Consider the following 16,856-nt stretch of genomic DNA (forward strand, 5'->3'; position numbering starts at 1 on the left):
GGGGGCCGGCCGGTCCGGGGCGGTCGGGCCGGTGCGCGGGTCGGGCAGGCCGGCGGCGACGGCGTCGAACGCCTCGGTGACCAGCTCGGCCAGGGACCGCTCCCCGCCGCTGGCCGCCCAGCGGACCATCGCGGTCCGCAGCGCGGCCCCGGTGACCGCCACGACCAGGGCCGGGTAGACGTCGTCCGGCGGCAGGCCGGTGCGCTCCGCGAGCGCCGCCACCAGGGCCTGCTCGGTGACCACGTTGCCGGAGTGCACGCGGGCCAGCAGCACCGGGTGCTGGATCACCACCCGCATCCGCAGCAGCCACAGCTCGGCCTCGCCCTGCACCTCGTCGACCACCTCGGCCAGGGCCAGTCGGATCGCCTGCCACGCCGGCACCTGCGCGGGCACGGTGGCCAACGCGCGCAGCACCCGGTCCCGGTCGCCCTCGCTGTCGCCGACCAGCGCCTCGTCCTTGGTGGAGAAGTAGTTGAAGAACGTCCGGGCGGAGACGTCGGCGGCGTCGCTGATCTCCTCGACGGTCACCTGGTCCAGCCCGCGCTCGGCGACCAGGCGGAGCGCGGCGGCGGCCAGCGCGGCCCGGGTCTGCCGCTTCTTGCGGTCCCGCCGCCCCAACACCACCGCGTCTCCAGAGGTCACGCGAGCAATCTACGAGCAAACATGCAGAGACTGCAAACTTGCCGAGTGTGATACGAGACTCCGCCGTCGACACGATGTTGTGCGACCGACAAACATGTGCGCTGGACAATGGCGTGTGGCACACACTATCGTGTGTCGCATGGTTAGCGACGACATCCTCCGGACTCACCTCCAGGAGCTGCGCCGGGGCACGGTGGTGGTGGCGAGCCTGATCGCCCTGCGCCGACCCGACTACGGGTACGCGCTGCTCCAGCGACTCTCCACGCACGGCTTCCCGGTGGACGCGAACACGCTCTATCCCCTGCTGCGCCGGCTGGAGGAACAGGGCCTGCTGACCAGCGAGTGGAACACCGAGGAGAGCCGGCCGCGCAAGTTCTACCGGACCAGCGACCAGGGCGAGTCGGTGCTGCGCACCCTGCTCGACGACCTCGCCGCCGTCCAGACCGCCATGACCGGGTTGATCGAAGGAGTGGACCGATGAGTTCCCTGACCGACCGATACCTCGCCGCCACCCTGGGGTCGGTCCCGGCCCACCGCCGCGCGGAGATCGCCCCCGAGCTCCGCGCCTCGATCGAGGACGCGGTCGACGACCGGGTCGGCGCCGGAGAGGACCGGTCCACCGCCGAGCGGGAGGTGCTCACCGACCTGGGCAACCCCCAACTGCTGGCCGCCCGCTACACCGGCCAGCGACTCCAGCTCATCGGCCCCGCCTACTACCTGGCCTGGTGGAACCTGCTGCGGACCCTGCTGGCGTACGTGCCGGCCCTGGTCGGCACCGTCGTCGGCCTGGTGCACCTCGTCGACGGCGACGGCTTCGGCGCGATCGGGCCCGCCATCGGTACCGCCCTGAGCGTCGCCGTACACGTCGCCTTCTGGGTCACCCTCGTCTTCGCGATCTGGGAACGCACGGGCGACGCCCGGCACCTGCCCCGCTGGAGCCTCGACGACCTGCCCGAGGCCACCACCGAACGGCAGATCACCCTGAGCGACACCGTGGCCGCCGTCGTCGTCCTGCTCTTCACCGTCGGGGTGGCCTTCTTCCCCACCCAGCAACTACGGTTCGGCGACGGTGAGCAGCTCGCCATCGTCGACCCCGCCCTGTGGGGCTTCTGGCTCCCGGTCCTCCTCGCCGTCGTGGTCGCGATGATCGTGTTCGAGCTGGTGAAGTACCGGGTGGGCCACTGGACCTGGGGCATGGTCGTGGTCAACGCCGTCCTGGGGGTGGCCTTCGCGGTACCGGTGATCTGGCTGCTGCTCACCGAGCAGTTGCTCAACCCGGAGCTGGTGGCCCGGTTCGAGTGGCTGCGCGAGGGCGACAACCTCGGCACCGTCACCGTGATCACCGTCGTCTCGATCGTCGCCATCACGATCTGGGACGTGGCCGACAGCGTGCTCAAGGCCCGCCGCTGGCCGAGGTGACCCGGTCCACTGATCCGCGCCGGCGGTCGGGGGAACTCCCTCCCGGCCGCCGGCGCGCACGGCTCGTACCGGCACTGCGGACCTGGTCGCGGCAGGTGCGACGGGGGTGGCATCGTCTGGGTATGGACACCACGAGCCGGGAGCGGTGGCGTCGGCCCGGCCCGACGCCCCAGCAACGCCGCACCGACCTCTGGATCGGGCTGGCGGTCACCGCCCTGGCCCTGGTCAGCCTCGCCCTGGCCCGCAGCGCCGGAGTGTTCGTCCTCGGCGTGCCCCACTCGGTCGCGGAGCAGGCCTTCTGGGCGGTCGCGGCCACCCTTCCGCTGGCCTGGCGGCGACGCTGGCCGGAGGCCGTCACCCTGGTGATCTCGGTGGCCTACATCCTCGGGCAGGCGCGGTCGGCCCCGGAGAGCCAGGTCACCTCCGGGGCGCTCTTCGCCGCGATCTACACCCTCGGCGCCTGGGGACGCGACCGCCGGCTGGCCCGCCGGCTGCGCCTCGGGGTCATCGGCAGCATGTTCGCCTGGCTGGTGATCTTCTACCTGGTACGCGGCTTCCAGGACGTGGGGCCGGACGCCTTCTCCCAGGCCGTCGGCCCGGTACCCCCGATCCTCGCGGTGGTCGTCAACACCTTCCTGATCAACGCCCTCTTCTTCGGCTTCGCGTACCTGTTCGGCGACACCGCCTGGGTGGCCGCCCGCCGCGACCAGGAGCTGCGGGAACAGGCCGAGGAGCTGCGCCGGTCCCAGGCCCAGGCCCGGGAACGCGCGGTCATCGGGGAACGGGTCCGCATCGCCCGGGAACTGCACGACGTGGTGGCCCACCACGTCTCGGTGATGGGGGTGCAGGCCGCCGCCTGCCGACGGGTCTTCGACCGGAACCCGGACGCCGCCCGTACCGCCCTGTCCGCGATCGAGGAGACCGCCCGCACCGCCGTGGACGAACTGCGCCGGATGCTCGGCCTGCTGCGCGCCTCCGGCCCCGAACGGGACGACCGGCAACCCGGCGGCGCCGGCCTGGACCAGATCGCCGGCCTGGTCGACCGGGCCCGCGACGCCGGGCTCCAGGCCACCGTCGGGGTGTACGGCGACCCCGTGCCGCTGCCCGACTCGGTCTCCCAGGCGGCGTACCGGATCGTGCAGGAGGCCGTGACCAACACCCTCAAGCACGCACGGGCTACCGTGCTCGACGTACGGATCCGCTACCTGGCGCAGGAGGTGGAGGTCGACGTGACCGACAACGGGCAGGGCGGGGCGGTTCCGGACGACCGGGGACTGGGCCTAATCGGGATGCGGGAGCGGGTCACCGCCCACGACGGGGCCCTGGAGGTCGGGCCACGCTTCGGCGGGGGCTGGCGGGTCCGGGCCCGCTTCCCGGTCCCCGCGACGGTGGCGGAGCAGCCGGCGTGACCGGAGCCGACCCGGGTCCGGTGCGGGTGCTCCTCGCCGACGACCACCACCTCGTCCGGACCGGCTTCCGGGTCATACTGGAGGTGGAGCCGGACATCCAGGTGGTCGGCGAGGCCGCCGACGGGGAGCAGGCGGTCGCCCTGACCCGCGCCACCGCCCCCGACGTGGTGCTGATGGACGTGGAGATGCCCCGGATGGACGGGCTCACCGCCACCCGGGAGATCACCGGCGGCCTGACCGGGGCCGCCGCCCCGGCGGTGCTGATCCTCACCACCTTCGACCGCGACGACTACCTCTTCGCCGCGCTGCGCGCCGGGGCCAGCGGCTTCCTGCTCAAGAACGGCACCCCGGAGGCCCTCGTCGACGCCGTCCGGGTCCTCGCCCGGGGCGACGGACTGCTCGCCCCGGAGCCGACCCGCCGGGTGATCGCCACCTTCGCCCGCTCCGGCGGCCCACCCGTCGGGGCCGGCACCGGGGCGAAACTGGCGGACCTCACCCCCCGGGAACGGGAGGTGCTGGTCCTCGTCGCCCGGGGCGCCAGCAACGCGGAGATCGCCGCGACCCTCACCCTCGGTGAGGCCACGGTCAAGACCCACGTCAGCCGGATGCTCGCCAAGCTCGGGCTGCGGGACCGGGTCCAGGCAGTGATCTTCGCGTACGAGCAGGGGGTGATCCAGCCGGGCGGATGACCGGGTCCGTCGCAAGGTGGACCCGGATGATCGTTCCCCGGTCCGAGGGAGTCCCACCATGATCGATCTAACCTGGGCTCCGTGACCTCAGTGCTCCGACTCGACGGCGTCGACCGCAGCTTCGGCGACCGTCAGGTACTCAGAGACGTGACCTTCGACGTGCACGGCGGCCGGATGACCGGTTTCGTCGGCGGCAACGGCGCCGGCAAGACCACCACCATGCGGATCATCCTCGGTGTCCTCGCCCCGGACCGGGGGGAGGTGAGCTGGCAGGGCGCCCCGCTGACCCGGGACGGCCGGCACCGCTTCGGGTACCTGCCGGAGGAACGCGGCCTCTACCCGAAGATGACCGCCCGTGAGCAGGTGACGTACCTCGGCCGCCTGCACGGCCTCGACGCGGCCACCGCCCGGCGCAACACCGACGAGCTGCTGGCGCGGGTCGGGCTCGACGCCCGGGGCGACGACCTGCTGGAGACGCTGTCCCTGGGCAACCAGCAGCGCGCCCAGGTCGCCGCCGCGCTGGTGCACGAGCCGGAGGTGCTGGTGCTCGACGAGCCGTTCTCCGGCCTCGACCCGACCGCCGTGGACACGCTGGTGTCGGTGCTGCGCGAACGGGCCGCCGCCGGGGTGCCGGTGCTCTTCTCCAGCCACCAGCTCGACGTGGTCGAACGGCTCTGCGACGACCTGGTGATCATCGCCGACGGGGCGATCCGGGCCGCCGGCTCCCGCGAGGAGCTGCGCGCGGCGTACGGCCAGCCCCGGTACACGCTGGTGGTCGACAGCGACGCGGGCTGGCTGCGGGACCAGCCCGGGGTGACCCTGGTCGACCTCGACGGGCCCCGGGCCGTCTTCGACCTCGACGCCGACGCCGACGACCAGCAGGTGCTGCGCGCCGCGCTGGCCCGGGGGCCGGTCCGTGCCTTCCACCCGGTCACGCCCACGATCGCCGAGATCTTCCGGGAGGTCACCCAGTGAACACCCGCCAGGCCACCATGCTCGTCGCCGCCCGGGAGATCCGGGTCAAACTCCGCGACCGCACCTTCCTGATCAGTACGCTGATCTTCCTGCTCATCGCGGCGGGCGCCACCATCCTGCCCGGCCTGCTCTCCGGCGGCCCGGCCTCGGTGGCGGTCGGCGGCGACACCGGGCAGGCCGCCGCGGTCCTCACCGAGGCGGGCCTGGACGTGCGGGTCGTGGCCGACGACGCCGCCGCCGAGCAGGCGGTCCGCGCCGGTGAGGTGGACGCCGCCGTGATCACCGGGCCGACCGTGCTCGCCCTCGACACCGCCCCCACCGAGGTGGTCGGCGCGCTCAGCGCGGCCCCGCCGGTGGTGCTGCTCGACCCCGACGCGGTCGACCCGTTCCTGGCGTTCGCGGTCCCGTTCGTCTTCGCCTTCGTCTTCTTCATCACCAGCCAGACCTTCGGCCTGCAGATCGCGCAGAGCATCACCGAGGAGAAGCAGACCCGGATCGTGGAGATCCTGGCCGCCGCCGTGCCGATCCGCGCCCTGCTGGCCGGGAAGGTGCTCGCCGGCTGCCTGCTGGCGCTCGGGCAGATCGTCCTGATCGCCCTGGTCACCCTCGCCGGCCTCCAGTTCAGCGGGAACACCGACGTGTTGACCCTGGTCGGCCCGGCGATCGGCTGGTTCGTGCCGTTCTTCCTCCTCGGCTTCCTGCTGCTGGCCGCGATGTGGGCGGTGGCCGGCGCGGTGGTCAGCCGGCAGGAGGACATCGCCGCCTCGTCCACCCCGGTGCAGTTGGCGCTGATGCTGCCGTTCTTCGCGGTGGTCTTCTTCAACGACAACGTCACCGTCCTGCGGGCGCTGTCGTACCTGCCGTTCTCATCGCCGATGGCGATGCCGCTGCGCGCCTTCACCGGTGACATGGCCCTCTGGGAGGCGCTGCTGTCGCTGGTGCTGCTCGCGGTGACCGCGGTCGCCTTCGTCGCCGCCGGGGCCCGGATCTACCAGGGCTCGCTGCTGCGTACCGGCGGCCGGGTCGCGCTGGCCACCGCCTGGCGCTCCCGCGAGACCACCGGCTGACCGGGCCCGCCCCGGTCACCACACGGATGCGCCCACCGGGTCCTCCCGGTGGGCGCATCGTCGTTCGTCCCGCTCCCGGCGGGCCGGCGGGGTCAGCCGACGGCGGCCATCACCTCGTCGGAGACGTCGAAGTTGGCGTAGACGTTCTGCACGTCGTCGGAGTCCTCCAGCACGTCGATGAGCTTGAAGATCTTCCGGGCGCCCTCCTCGTCCAGCGGCACGTTGACGCTGGGGATGAGGGAGGACTCCGCCGACTCGTACTCGATCCCGGCGTCCTGCAGGGCGGTGCGGACGGCGACCAGGTCACCCGGCTCGGAGACCACCTCGAACGCCTCACCGAGGTCGTTGACCTCCTCGGCCCCGGCGTCGAGCACGGCCAGCATCACGTCGTCCTCGCTGGTCCCGGCCTTGGGCACGATCACCACGCCCTTGCGGGAGAACATGTACGACACCGAGCCTGCGTCGGCGAACGACCCACCGTTGCGGGTCAGCGCCGTGCGGACCTCGGTCGCCGCCCGGTTGCGGTTGTCGGTGAGGCACTCGATCAGCAGCGCGACGCCGTTCGGGCCGTACCCCTCGTACATGATCGTCTGGTAGTCGGCACCCCCGGCCTCCAGACCGGAGCCCCGCTTGACCGCCCGGTCGATGTTGTCGTTGGGCACGGAGTTCTTCTTGGCCTTCTGGATGGCGTCGAAGAGGGTGGGGTTGCCGGCCGGGTCACCGCCGCCCGTCCGCGCGGCGACCTCGACGTTCTTGATGAGCTTGGCGAACATCTTGCCGCGCTTGGCGTCGATGACGGCCTTCTTGTGCTTGGTGGTCGCCCACTTGGAGTGGCCGGACATCTGCTACCTCCGTTGCTACCCGCCGTCTGCGTCGACCGCACCGCCCACGCCCGCTCCCGCCGGCGCACGTGGGGTGCCGGTCAGCCGTGTGGAACCGTCAGCCGTGGTGGAAGCCGTGGCGAGCAGAGCCCTGCCGAATCTCGGCAATCTTACCGGCGTCCGCCACACCGCCGTCAGGCACCGCGCACGACCGGCCAAAGCCGACCCACCGGACGCCGGCTCGGACACCCTGGACCGTGTCGCTCAGGCGGCCCGGACCAGGTCGCTCGGACACCTCGGACCGCGTCGCTCAGGCGGCCCGGACCAGGTCCACGAAGTACCGGTGCAGCCGGAGGTCGCCGGTCAGCTCCGGGTGGAACGAGGTGGCCACCAGGTTGCCCTGCCGGACCGCGACGATCCGCCCGGCCGCCGGCCCGTCGGTGACCTCGCCGAGGACGTCGACCCCGGCACCGACCCGCTCGACCCAGGGCGCGCGGATGAAGACGGCGTGGAACGGCCCCCCGTCCACCCCCGCCAGCGCCACCGGCGCCTCGAACGAGTCGACCTGCCGACCGAAGGCGTTGCGTCGTACCGTCATCTCGATGCCGGCGAAACCGCGCTGGTCCGGACGGCCGTCGAGGACCTCGGCGGCCAACATGATCATGCCGGCGCAGGAGCCGTAGACCGGCAGGCCGGCGGCGATCCGCTTGTCGATCGGCTCCCGCAGCTCGAAGATGTCGGTCAGCTTGCTGATCGTGGTGGACTCCCCGCCCGGGATGACCAGGCCGTCGACGGCGTCCAGTTCCTCGGGCCGGCGGACCGGGCGGGCCTGCGCGCCGACGCCGGTCAGGGCCGCGACGTGCTCACGCACGTCACCCTGCAGCGCGAGCACACCGATCACGGGTACGGTCACGTCTCTCCCCTTCCGTCGTCCGTCGCGTCTCGTGTCTCGCTCGCGCCGCCGCGCCTGGGCGGTCAGACCGCCGCCGCTGCGCGCTCTAGGCCGCTCGCTGCGGCTGCGCGGTGTTAAGAAGGGGCCCCTGCTCTACCGGATGCGTTAACAGGGGGCCCCTCCTTGCACCTCACCAGCCGCGTTCGGCCAGGCGGTGCGGCTGCGGAAGGTCGTCGACGTTGATGCCCACCATCGCCTCGCCGAGCCCCCGGGAGACCTTGGCCAACACGTCCGGGTCGTCGTGGAAGGTGGTCGCCTTGACGATCGCGGCGGCCCGCTGCGCCGGGTTGCCGGACTTGAAGATGCCGGAGCCGACGAAGACGCCCTCGGCGCCGAGCTGCATCATCATCGCCGCGTCGGCCGGGGTGGCGATGCCTCCGGCGGTGAACAGCACCACCGGCAGCTTGCCGGTCTCGGCGACCTCCTTGACCAGCTCGTACGGGGCCTGCATCTCCTTCGCCGCGACGTACAGCTCGTCGGCGGGCAGGGCCTGGAGCCGGCGGATCTCGGTACGGATCTTGCGCATGTGGGTGGTGGCGTTCGAGACGTCGCCGGTACCCGCCTCACCCTTGGACCGGATCATGGCCGCGCCCTCGTTGATCCGGCGCATCGCCTCGCCCAGGCAGGTCGCGCCGCAGACGAACGGCACCGTGAAGGCCCACTTGTCGATGTGGTTGGCGAAGTCGGCCGGGGTCAGCACCTCGGACTCGTCGACGTAGTCGACGCCGAGGGACTGGAGGATCTGCGCCTCGACGAAGTGGCCGATCCGGGCCTTGGCCATCACCGGGATGGAGACCGCGTTGATGATGCCGTCGATCATGTCCGGGTCGCTCATCCGGGACACCCCGCCCTGGGCGCGGATGTCGGCCGGGACCCGCTCGAGCGCCATCACCGCGACGGCCCCGGCGTCCTCAGCGATCTTGGCCTGGTCGGGGGTGACCACGTCCATGATGACGCCGCCCTTGAGCATCTCGGCCATGCCCCGCTTCACACGGGCGGTGCCGACGACGGGCGTGGCGCTGACAGGCGGGGTGGTGGAATCGGACACGGGTCATCGCTCCTCGGACGGTGTCGGGGTGGCTTGGCGAAATGCTACGACGGGGTGAACGCGCGCCCGACAGCCAATCAGACCCACGGTGGCCTGCTCTGTGGCCGGCGTCACCCCACGCCACCCGGTCCGACACCGGAGCCACCCGGCCCGTGCCGGGGGTCAGGCGGCCACGTCCGCCTGGGCGGGAAGGGTCGGGTCGTCGATGTCGAAGTACCGGGGCCAGTCGTGCCCGCGTCCCATCCGCAACAGTCGCACCAGTGGCCTCCCGCGCGCCGCGCGGGCGTCCCGGACCAGGTCGGTGTGCACCTGCCGGGCCAGCGCGAGCCGGCGGCTGGCCGCGATCACCGCCTCGCACTCCGGGTCGACCGGGTCCAGCCGGGCCGACCGGAGCTGCCGGGTGAGGTCGTTCTCGGCGGCCTCCCGCTCCCGGGGGCCCGCGTCCAGGGCGATCCGCGCCGCGGCGTACAACTCCACGCCGGACCGCCGCTCGGCCAGCACGGCGGCAGCCGCCGCCCGGCGCAGCAGGTGGGCGTCGAGGGCCCGGGCGGCCGACTCGGCGCGCGTCTGGAGCCGCTCGACCCGACCGGCGGTCCAGACCAGGTACGCCGCGACCAGGCCGACGAGCACCGCCGCGCCCACCACCCACCACATGCCCGGCATCGTAGTGCTGCTCCGTTCCCCTCACCCGGCCCCGCCGGGTCACGATCGGTGACAGTCGCACCGCTGGCCCCACGGCTCAGCCCAGCCCCACCCATTCCTGGTCGATGACGCGTCCGTCGGTCGCCTCGATCGCGGCGGCGTAGACCTCCAGCACCCGGCGGGCCACCACCGGCCAGTCGAACGTCGCCACCACCTGGTCCCCGCAGGCGGTCAGCGCCGCCCGGCGGGCCGGGTCGTCCAGCAGCTCGGCGAGGACGCCCCGCAACGCCACCGCGTCCCCGGTCGGGAAGAGGCATCCGGCCCGCCCGCCGTCCAGCACCCGCCGGAACGCGTCGAGGTCGCTGGCGACCACCGTGGTACTGGCGGCCAGCGCCTCGGTGAGGATCATCCCGAACGACTCCCCGCCGGTGTTCGGCGCCACGTAGAGGTGCACGCTGCGCAGCATCCGCGCCTTCTCCGGCTCGGAGACCCGCCCCAGGAAGGTCACCCGCTCGCGCAGGTCGGCCGGGACGGGTCCGTACAGGTCGTCGGCGTCACCGGGGCCGGCGACCAGCAGCCGCAGCCCGGGACGCTGCCGGGCCAGCGCCACGAAGGCGTCCCGCAGGATCGGGAACCCCTTGCGGGGCTCGGTGAACCGGCCCAGGAAGCCGATCGCGCCGCCGGTCCCGGTGTCGCACTCCCCCGGCCACCCGGGCAACGGCTCGGCCCCGGCGTACCGGGCCACGGTGACCCCGTTGGGGATCTCCACCGCGCCGCCGTCCATGTGCTCGACCTGCACCTTGCGGGCCAGGGCGCTGACCGCGATCCGGGCGGTGATCCGCTCCAGCACGATCCGCAACGCCCCCTGGGCCGCGGCGAGCATCCGGGACCGGGTCATCGCGGTGTGGAAGGTCGCCACCACCGGCCCCCGGGCGGAGAGCACCGCCAGCATGGACAGGCTCAGGGTGAGCGGCTCGTGCACGTGCAGCACGTCGAAGTCGCCCCGGGTGAGCCACCGGCGGACCCGGGCGGTGGAGACCGGCCCGAAGGCGATCCGGGCCACCGAGCCGTTGTACGGCAGCGGCACGGCCCGGCCGGCCGACACCACGTACGGCGGCAGCGGGGCGTCCTCGTCGGCCGGGGCGAGCACGCTCACCTCGTGCCCGAGCCCGATCAGTGCCTCGGCCAGGTCCATGACATGGTTCTGGACCCCACCGGGGACGTCGAACGAGTACGGGCACACGATGCCGATCCGCACGTCAGCGTCCTTCGTTCGCGCCTGCGGGGGCGCGCTGCGCTGCACTCCTCGCGCTCACCGGAGCCACCTTCCGCTCGCGACTGCGGGGCTCCGCTGCGCTGCACTCCTCGCGCTCACCGCGACTCCCCTCAGGCCGATCCGGTGGCGGCCGGGGGGCGTGTGCCCCCGGGGCTCTTCTGGTCCAGCCACATCCGCTGCAACATGTGCCAGTCTTCCGGATGCCGGGCGATGCCCGCCGCCAGACCGTCGGCAATACGCTGGGTCAGCATCCGTACCCGCTGGTCCAGCGGCCCGCTGTCCGGGTCCGGCAGCGGCAGCGGCCCGTCGATCGAGGCGCACGCGGCGTCCGGTTCGTACCACATCGAGGCGACGTAGAGCGGAGCGCCGGTGCGGATCGCCAGCAGCGCGGGACCGGCCGGCAGCCGGGTCCGGCCGCCGAAGAAGTCCACCTCCACACCCCGGGCCGACAGGTCCCGGTCGGCCAGCAGCGGCACCACGCTGCCCGCCCGCAGCCGGTCCACCAGCACGTCGAACGCCGGGCGGGGGCCACCGTGGGTGGGCAGGATCTCCATCCCCAGCCCCTCCCGGAACGCCACGAAGCGCTCGTAGACGCCCTCCGGCTTGAGTCGTTCGGCGACCGTGGTGATCGGCCAGCCGGTCGCGGCCACCCAGGCTCCCGCCGCGTCCCAGTTTCCGGCGTGCGGCAGGGCCACCACCGCGCCCCGGCCGGCGGCCACGTCGGCGTGCAGCGGCTCCGGGTTGCGCAGTCGGAAACCGGACAGAATCTGCTCCCGGCTCAGCGCGGGCAGCCGGAACGCCTCCATCCAGTACCGGGCGTACGAGCGCAGGCCCCGGCGGACCAGGTCGTCCAGCTCGGCCTCGGGGACCTCCGGGCCGACCACCCGGCGCAGGTTGGCCCGCAGTCGGGTGGCGCCGCCGCCCCGGCGCCGGTGGGCGCGGTCGGCCCCGGCCTGAAACGCGGCGGCCACCATCGGCCGGGGCAGCGCGCGGATCAGCCGCCACCCGGCGACGTACGCGAGTTCGGTGGCGTTCACCCGGGCCGGCCCCCCGCCCCGGCCGGACCCCCGCCGCGTGGCGCGACCGGGTCGCCGGCACGGGCCTCGGCCGTCACCGCTGCCCGTCCGGTTGGAGCTGGCGGGCCTGCCGGTACACGTGCACCATCCGCTGCCCGACGGTGAACACGGAGACGGCGGCGAGCAGCCAGAGCGCCACCGGCAGGGCCGGACCGACGCCGAGGCCGGTGAGCAGCCCGCCGACCCCGACGATGAGCAGCCGCTCGGTGCGCTCGGCGATGCCCACGTTGCAGGTCATGCCGAGCCCCTCGGCGCGGGCCTTGACGTACGAGACCAGCCCACCGGCGGCGAGGCAGAGCAGCGCCGCCGCCACCCCGGCGTGGTTGCCCTCGGTGGCCAGCCAGTACGCCACCGCGCCGAAGACCGCGCTGTCGGCCACCCGGTCCATGCTCGAATCGAGGAACGCGCCGAAGCGGGTCGAGCCGCCGGACATCCGCGCCATCGTCCCGTCCAGCAGGTCGGTGAGCGCGAAGACGGTCACGATCAGGGCACCGGCGACCAGGTGGCCTCGGGCACCGAAGCCGAGCGCACCGACGAGCACCCCGACGGTGCCCACCACGGTGACCGTGTTGGGGGTGACGCCCGCCCGGAGCAGGCCGCGTGCGACGGGCTCGACGACGCGGGTCATCCCCGCGCGGGCCGACACTTGGAAGATCTTCGCCATGGCGGTCCCACGATAACGGTCGGTCCGTCACCGGCGATACGGCCGGTGGTGATCGGCGCGGCGGGCGGGCTTGTGCCCCGGCCCGCCCGGGGTGTCTGATCGGTGGGGGAAGGTGAGCCAGGTCACGGTTCGCCCGCCCCGTCCCCGCTGTACCGCAGCGCACCGGAGGATATCGCGGCGGATTCGCCCCGGGCCGCTTCCCGTCGCGCGCGGCGGTCGCCACCACCACGGCTGAGGGAGGTGCGCCCGATGGCGCAGAGGAGTCAGGACAAGGCGGCCACCGGCGGTGGGCTGGCGGTGACCGATCCCGGCGGTATCCGCAACGTGGTGCTCGTCGGGCACTCCGGAGCGGGCAAGACGACGCTGGTCGAGGCGCTGCTCGCGGCGAGCGGCACGATCGGCCGCGCCGGCTCGGTCGCCGACGGCACCACCGTCTGCGACCACGACCCGGCGGCGGTGCGCCAGCAGCGGTCCGTGGCGCTGGCCTGCGCGCCGCTGCGGCACGACGGGGTGAAGGTCAACCTCCTGGACACCCCCGGGTACGCCGACTTCGTGGGCGAGCTGCGCGCCGGCCTGCGGGCCGCCGACGCGGCGCTGTTCGTGGTCTCGGCCGTCGACGGGATGGACCTGGCCACCGCCGCGCTGTGGGAGGAGTGCGCGGCGGTCGGGCTGCCCCGGGCGGTCGCGGTGACCCGGCTGGACCACCCGCGCGGCGACTTCGACGAGGCGGTGGCGCTGTGCCAGCGGGTCTTCGGCGACAACGTCCTGCCGCTGTACCTGCCGATGCTCGGCGACGACGGCGAGTCGGTGGCCGGCCTGATGGGGCTGGTCACCCGCCGGGTCTTCGACTACTCTGCCGGGCTGCCCGCCGCCGTCCGCGAGCCGGACCCGCAGCACCTGCCGGCGATCCTGGAGGCCCGCGACGAGCTGATCGAGGGGATCATCGCCGAGAGCGAGGACGAGACCCTGATGGACCGCTACCTCGCCGGTGAGGAGATCGACACCGCGGTCCTCGTCAGCGACCTGGAGACGGCCGTCGCCCGGGGCCACTTCTATCCGGTGCTGCCGGTCTGCGCGGCCACCGGGGTCGGGCTGGACGTGCTCCTCGACGCCCTGGTCGCCGCCTTCCCGTCCCCGCTGGAGCACGACCTGCCCGTGGTGACCGGGGTGGACGACACCCCCCGCCCGCCGTTGACCTGCGACCCGGACGGCCCCCTGGTCGCCGAGGTGGTCCGGACCACCGTCGACCGGCACGTCGGGCGGGTCTGCCTGGTCCGGGTCTTCTCCGGCACCCTGCGTCCGGACCAGGTCGTGCACGTCTGCGGGCACGGCATGGCCGAGCGGGGCCACCCGGACCACGACGCCGACGAGCGGATCGGGCACCTGTACTCGCCGCTGGGCGCGACACTGCGCGAGGTCCCCTTCGCCGTGGCCGGCGACCTCTGCGCGATCACCAAGTCGGGCAGCGCGGAGACCGGGGACACCATCTCCGCCAAGGACGACCCGCTGCTGATCGCCCCGTGGGAGATGCCCGAGCCGCTGCTGCCGGTGGCCGTCGCGGCGCGCAGCCGGGCCGACGAGGACGCCCTGGCCCGCAACCTCGGCCGGCTGGTCGCCGGGGACCCGACCCTGCGGCTGGAGCGCAACCCGCAGACCCACCAGATGGTGCTCTGGTGCATGGGTGAGGCGCACGCGGACGTGGTGCTGGAACGGCTGCGCAGCGGCGGGGTCGAGCTGGACACCGAGCCGGTCCGGGTGGCGCTGCGGGAGACCCTGACCGTCCCGGCCACCGGGCACGGCCGGCACGTGAAGCAGTCCGGCGGTCACGGCCAGTACGCGGTCTGCGACATCGAGGTGGCGCCGCTGCCGCGCGGCGGTGGCTTCGAGTTCGCCGAGCGGGTGGTGGGCGGGGCCGTCCCGCACGCCTACATCCCGTCGGTGGAGAAGGGGGTACGCGCCCAGATGGAGCGCGGCCTGCTCGCCGGGTACCCGGTGGTGGACCTGCGGGTGACCCTGGTCGACGGCAGGGCGCACAGCGTCGACTCCTCCGACGCGGCGTTCCAGACCGCCGGGGCGCTGGCGCTGCGCGACGCCGCCGAGAAGGGGCAACCGGCGCTGCTGGAGCCGGTCGACGAGGTGACGGTCCGGGTGCCCGACCACACCGTCGGCGCGGTGCTGGGCGACCTGTCCGGCCGGCGGGGCCGGGTGCTCGGCACCGAGCCGGACCCCGACGCCGAGGGGCGGTCCCTGGTCCGCGCCGAGGTCCCCGCCACCGAGCTGGTCCGGTACGCGCCGGAGCTGCGCTCGCTGACCGCCGGGGCGGGCACCTTCCGGCGTCGCTTCGCCCACTACGAGCCGGTCCCGGCGCACCTCGCCGACCAGCTCCGCAAGGAACACGCCCCGGGCTGACCCACCACGGCCCGCCCGGTCCGTCTTCCCGGCGGGCCGGGGCCACGACGGGGCGGCGGACCCGGCCGGGCAGGCGGACCCGGCCGGGCAGGCGGTCAGGGGCGGGCGGTGGGGAGCATCGGGCTGGGCCAGTAGGGGCGGTCCACCTCCCGCAGGGCCGCCGTGCGCAGGGCCGCCAGCTGCCGTTCCACCTCGGCGAAGTGGTCCGGTTCGAGCGGTCCCCGGGCCAGCGCGGCGGCGTTCTCCTCGACCTGGGCCACGGTGCGGCAGCCCGGGATGGGGACGGCCCGGTCACTGCGCGCCCAGAGCCAGCCCAGCGCTCCCTGGGCCAGGGTGCGTCCGTCGGCGGTCAGCGCCGCGCGGGCCGCCTCGACCCGGCGCAGCCACTCCGGGGCGGGCCGGCCGCCCCGGAACCACTCCAGCCAGCCCGACGTCACCCCCCGCACGTCGTCGCGGGGCAGCGTCGAGGCGGGGGTGTACTTGCCGGTGAGCAGCCCCATCCCGAGCGGGCCCCGGTTGATGCTGGCCAGGTCGTACTTGTCGCAGACGGCGAGCAGGTCGGGGGCGTCGCGCAGCACCGACAGGGCGTGCTGCACGGCGGCGGCGTGCGGGGCGTCCCGCCCGAGGGCGGTGGCCCGGTCCACCCGGTCGGTGCTCCAGCCGTACGCCCGGACCAGCCCGTCGGCGACGAGGTCCTCCAGCGCGCCGACCAGCGCCTGCGCCCGGGGTACCGGCAGGTCGGCCAGGTGGAGCTGGTAGAGGTCGATCCGGTCGGTGTCCAGCCGGCGCAGCGAGTCCCGGACCGCCCGCCCCAGGTACTCCGGTGTGGCGTCCGTCCCGGTGGCCTGGCGGGTGCGCTCGTCGAAGGTGTACCCCCACTTGGTGGCGATCACCGCCTCGTCGCGCCGGCCGGCCAGGGCGCGGCCGAGGAGGCGCTCCCCGTGCCCCGCCCCGTACGTGTCGGCGGTGTCGAAGAGGGTGACGCCGAGGTCCAGCGCCCGGCGGACCGCCCGGATCGACTCCCCGTCGTCCACCGGGCCCCAGCCCAGCGGGGTGCCACCCTCGGCCCAGGGGCCGGCGATCGCCCAGCATCCCATGCCGAGGGCACTGACCTCGATGCCGCTGCGGCCCAACGTGCGCGTCGACAAGCCCACCGCCGCATCCTGCCATCTTTCGGACACGACCTGACAGATGTCCGTCACGACCATCCGTACGGACGGGCGGCGGGCCCGGATCACCCGCGCGGCGGGCGGGTCAGGTGGGCCAGGCGCGCACGAGCAGGTCGCGGGTGTCGGTGAGCAGTTGCGGGAGGACCTTCGTTCGGCCGATCACCGGCATGAAGTTGGCGTCCCCGCCCCACCGGGGCACCACGTGCTGGTGCAGGTGGGCGGCGATGCCCGCGCCGGCCACGCCGCCCTGGTTCATCCCCAGGTTGAACCCGTGCGCGCTGCTGACGCCCCGGATCACCCGCATCGCCGTCTGGGTGTACGTGGCCAGTTCGACCGTCTCCGCCGCGTCGAGGTCGGTGTAGTCGGCGACGTGCCGGTACGGGCAGACCAGCAGGTGACCCGGGTTGTACGGGTACAGGTTGAGCACCACGAAGACGTGCTCGCCCCGGGCCACGACCAGGCTCTCCTGCGGCGGCAGCCCCGGCGCGCGGCAGAACGGGCAGCCGGCGGGTTTGTCGTACCCGCCCTCCGGCCGGTCCTCGCCGGAGATGTACGTCATCCGGTGCGGCGTCCAGAGCCTGTCCAGCCCGTCGGCCAT

At 73.8% G+C, this 16,856-nt stretch carries 17 protein-coding genes; 7 read left to right on the forward strand and 10 right to left on the reverse strand.

The window, feature by feature from the left end; genetic code table 11:
* Nucleotides 1-642: acyl-CoA-like ligand-binding transcription factor (locus tag AWW66_RS13235; protein WP_067365076.1), on the reverse strand; the 642-nt coding region annotated here is incomplete at its 3' end.
* 139 nt (nt 643-781) lie between these two features.
* Between AWW66_RS13235 and AWW66_RS13240 the strand changes: the two genes are divergently transcribed.
* The 6 genes from AWW66_RS13240 to AWW66_RS13265 all read left to right on the forward strand — a co-directional run bounded on the left by AWW66_RS13240 (nt 782) and on the right by AWW66_RS13265 (nt 6,201).
* On the forward strand, nt 782-1,123 hold the full coding sequence (locus AWW66_RS13240) for a PadR family transcriptional regulator (RefSeq protein ID WP_067364967.1): 342 nt from the start codon (nt 782-784) through the stop codon (nt 1,121-1,123).
* On the forward strand, nt 1,120-2,061 hold the full coding sequence (locus tag AWW66_RS13245; protein ID WP_067364970.1) for a permease prefix domain 1-containing protein: 942 nt from the start codon (nt 1,120-1,122) through the stop codon (nt 2,059-2,061). Before AWW66_RS13240 ends, AWW66_RS13245 begins: the two co-directional genes overlap by 4 nt.
* Nucleotides 2,062-2,183: 122 nt before the next feature.
* Nucleotides 2,184-3,470 carry a sensor histidine kinase gene (locus AWW66_RS13250; protein ID WP_067364973.1) on the forward strand — a complete coding sequence of 429 codons (1,287 nt, stop codon included), beginning with the start codon at nt 2,184-2,186 and terminating at the stop codon, nt 3,468-3,470.
* Nucleotides 3,467-4,159, forward strand: coding sequence for a response regulator (locus AWW66_RS13255; protein ID WP_067364976.1), 693 nt, complete (start codon nt 3,467-3,469; stop codon nt 4,157-4,159). The genes AWW66_RS13250 and AWW66_RS13255 overlap by 4 nt, the downstream gene beginning before the upstream one ends.
* An 81-nt stretch (nt 4,160-4,240) precedes the next feature.
* Nucleotides 4,241-5,134, forward strand: coding sequence for an ABC transporter ATP-binding protein (locus AWW66_RS13260; RefSeq protein WP_067364979.1), 894 nt, complete (start codon nt 4,241-4,243; stop codon nt 5,132-5,134).
* A complete protein-coding gene (locus AWW66_RS13265; protein ID WP_067364982.1) occupies nt 5,131-6,201 on the forward strand; it encodes an ABC transporter permease in 1,071 nt (356 codons plus the stop codon). Before AWW66_RS13260 ends, AWW66_RS13265 begins: the two co-directional genes overlap by 4 nt.
* Before the next feature lie 92 nt (nt 6,202-6,293).
* Here AWW66_RS13265 and AWW66_RS13270 read toward each other — a convergent pair whose 3' ends face one another.
* From AWW66_RS13270 to pgsA, 7 genes are all read right to left on the reverse strand, one after another.
* A complete protein-coding gene (locus tag AWW66_RS13270; protein ID WP_067364985.1) occupies nt 6,294-7,043 on the reverse strand; it encodes a YebC/PmpR family DNA-binding transcriptional regulator in 750 nt (249 codons plus the stop codon).
* 289 nt (nt 7,044-7,332) lie between these two features.
* Nucleotides 7,333-7,935 (reverse strand): pyridoxal 5'-phosphate synthase glutaminase subunit PdxT, encoded by a 603-nt coding sequence (gene pdxT / locus AWW66_RS13275; RefSeq protein WP_067364989.1) that lies wholly within the window; start codon nt 7,933-7,935, stop codon nt 7,333-7,335.
* 169 nt (nt 7,936-8,104) lie between these two features.
* Nucleotides 8,105-9,022, reverse strand: coding sequence for a pyridoxal 5'-phosphate synthase lyase subunit PdxS (gene pdxS / locus AWW66_RS13280; RefSeq protein WP_067364992.1), 918 nt, complete (start codon nt 9,020-9,022; stop codon nt 8,105-8,107).
* Nucleotides 9,023-9,184: 162 nt separating this feature from the next.
* Nucleotides 9,185-9,676 carry a hypothetical protein gene (locus tag AWW66_RS13285; protein WP_211271936.1) on the reverse strand — a complete coding sequence of 164 codons (492 nt, stop codon included), beginning with the start codon at nt 9,674-9,676 and terminating at the stop codon, nt 9,185-9,187.
* Between the two features lie 85 nt (nt 9,677-9,761).
* On the reverse strand, nt 9,762-10,922 hold the full coding sequence (locus AWW66_RS13290; protein ID WP_067364996.1) for a glycosyltransferase family 4 protein: 1,161 nt from the start codon (nt 10,920-10,922) through the stop codon (nt 9,762-9,764).
* A 128-nt stretch (nt 10,923-11,050) separates the two neighbouring features.
* Entirely contained in the window at nt 11,051-11,977 is a 927-nt protein-coding gene (locus tag AWW66_RS13295) for a phosphatidylinositol mannoside acyltransferase (RefSeq protein ID WP_067364999.1), read from the reverse strand.
* A gap of 73 nt (nt 11,978-12,050) precedes the next feature.
* Complete coding sequence (gene pgsA / locus AWW66_RS13300; RefSeq protein WP_067365002.1) at nt 12,051-12,680, reverse strand: phosphatidylinositol phosphate synthase; 630 nt, start codon at nt 12,678-12,680, stop codon at nt 12,051-12,053.
* Nucleotides 12,681-12,929: 249 nt separating this feature from the next.
* Between pgsA and AWW66_RS13305 the strand changes: the two genes are divergently transcribed.
* The gene (locus AWW66_RS13305; protein ID WP_067365005.1) at nt 12,930-15,089 is read left to right on the forward strand and encodes an elongation factor G-like protein EF-G2; all 2,160 of its coding nucleotides are present in this window, start codon (nt 12,930-12,932) and stop codon (nt 15,087-15,089) included.
* Between the two features lie 95 nt (nt 15,090-15,184).
* Here AWW66_RS13305 and AWW66_RS13310 read toward each other — a convergent pair whose 3' ends face one another.
* The gene (locus AWW66_RS13310) at nt 15,185-16,186 is read right to left on the reverse strand and encodes an aldo/keto reductase (RefSeq protein WP_396890450.1); all 1,002 of its coding nucleotides are present in this window, start codon (nt 16,184-16,186) and stop codon (nt 15,185-15,187) included.
* A 157-nt stretch (nt 16,187-16,343) separates the two neighbouring features.
* Complete coding sequence (locus AWW66_RS13315) at nt 16,344-16,856, reverse strand: HIT family protein (RefSeq protein WP_211271937.1); 513 nt, start codon at nt 16,854-16,856, stop codon at nt 16,344-16,346.

Source organism: Micromonospora rosaria, assembly GCF_001567585.1.
Classification (GTDB): domain Bacteria; phylum Actinomycetota; class Actinomycetes; order Mycobacteriales; family Micromonosporaceae; genus Micromonospora; species Micromonospora rosaria.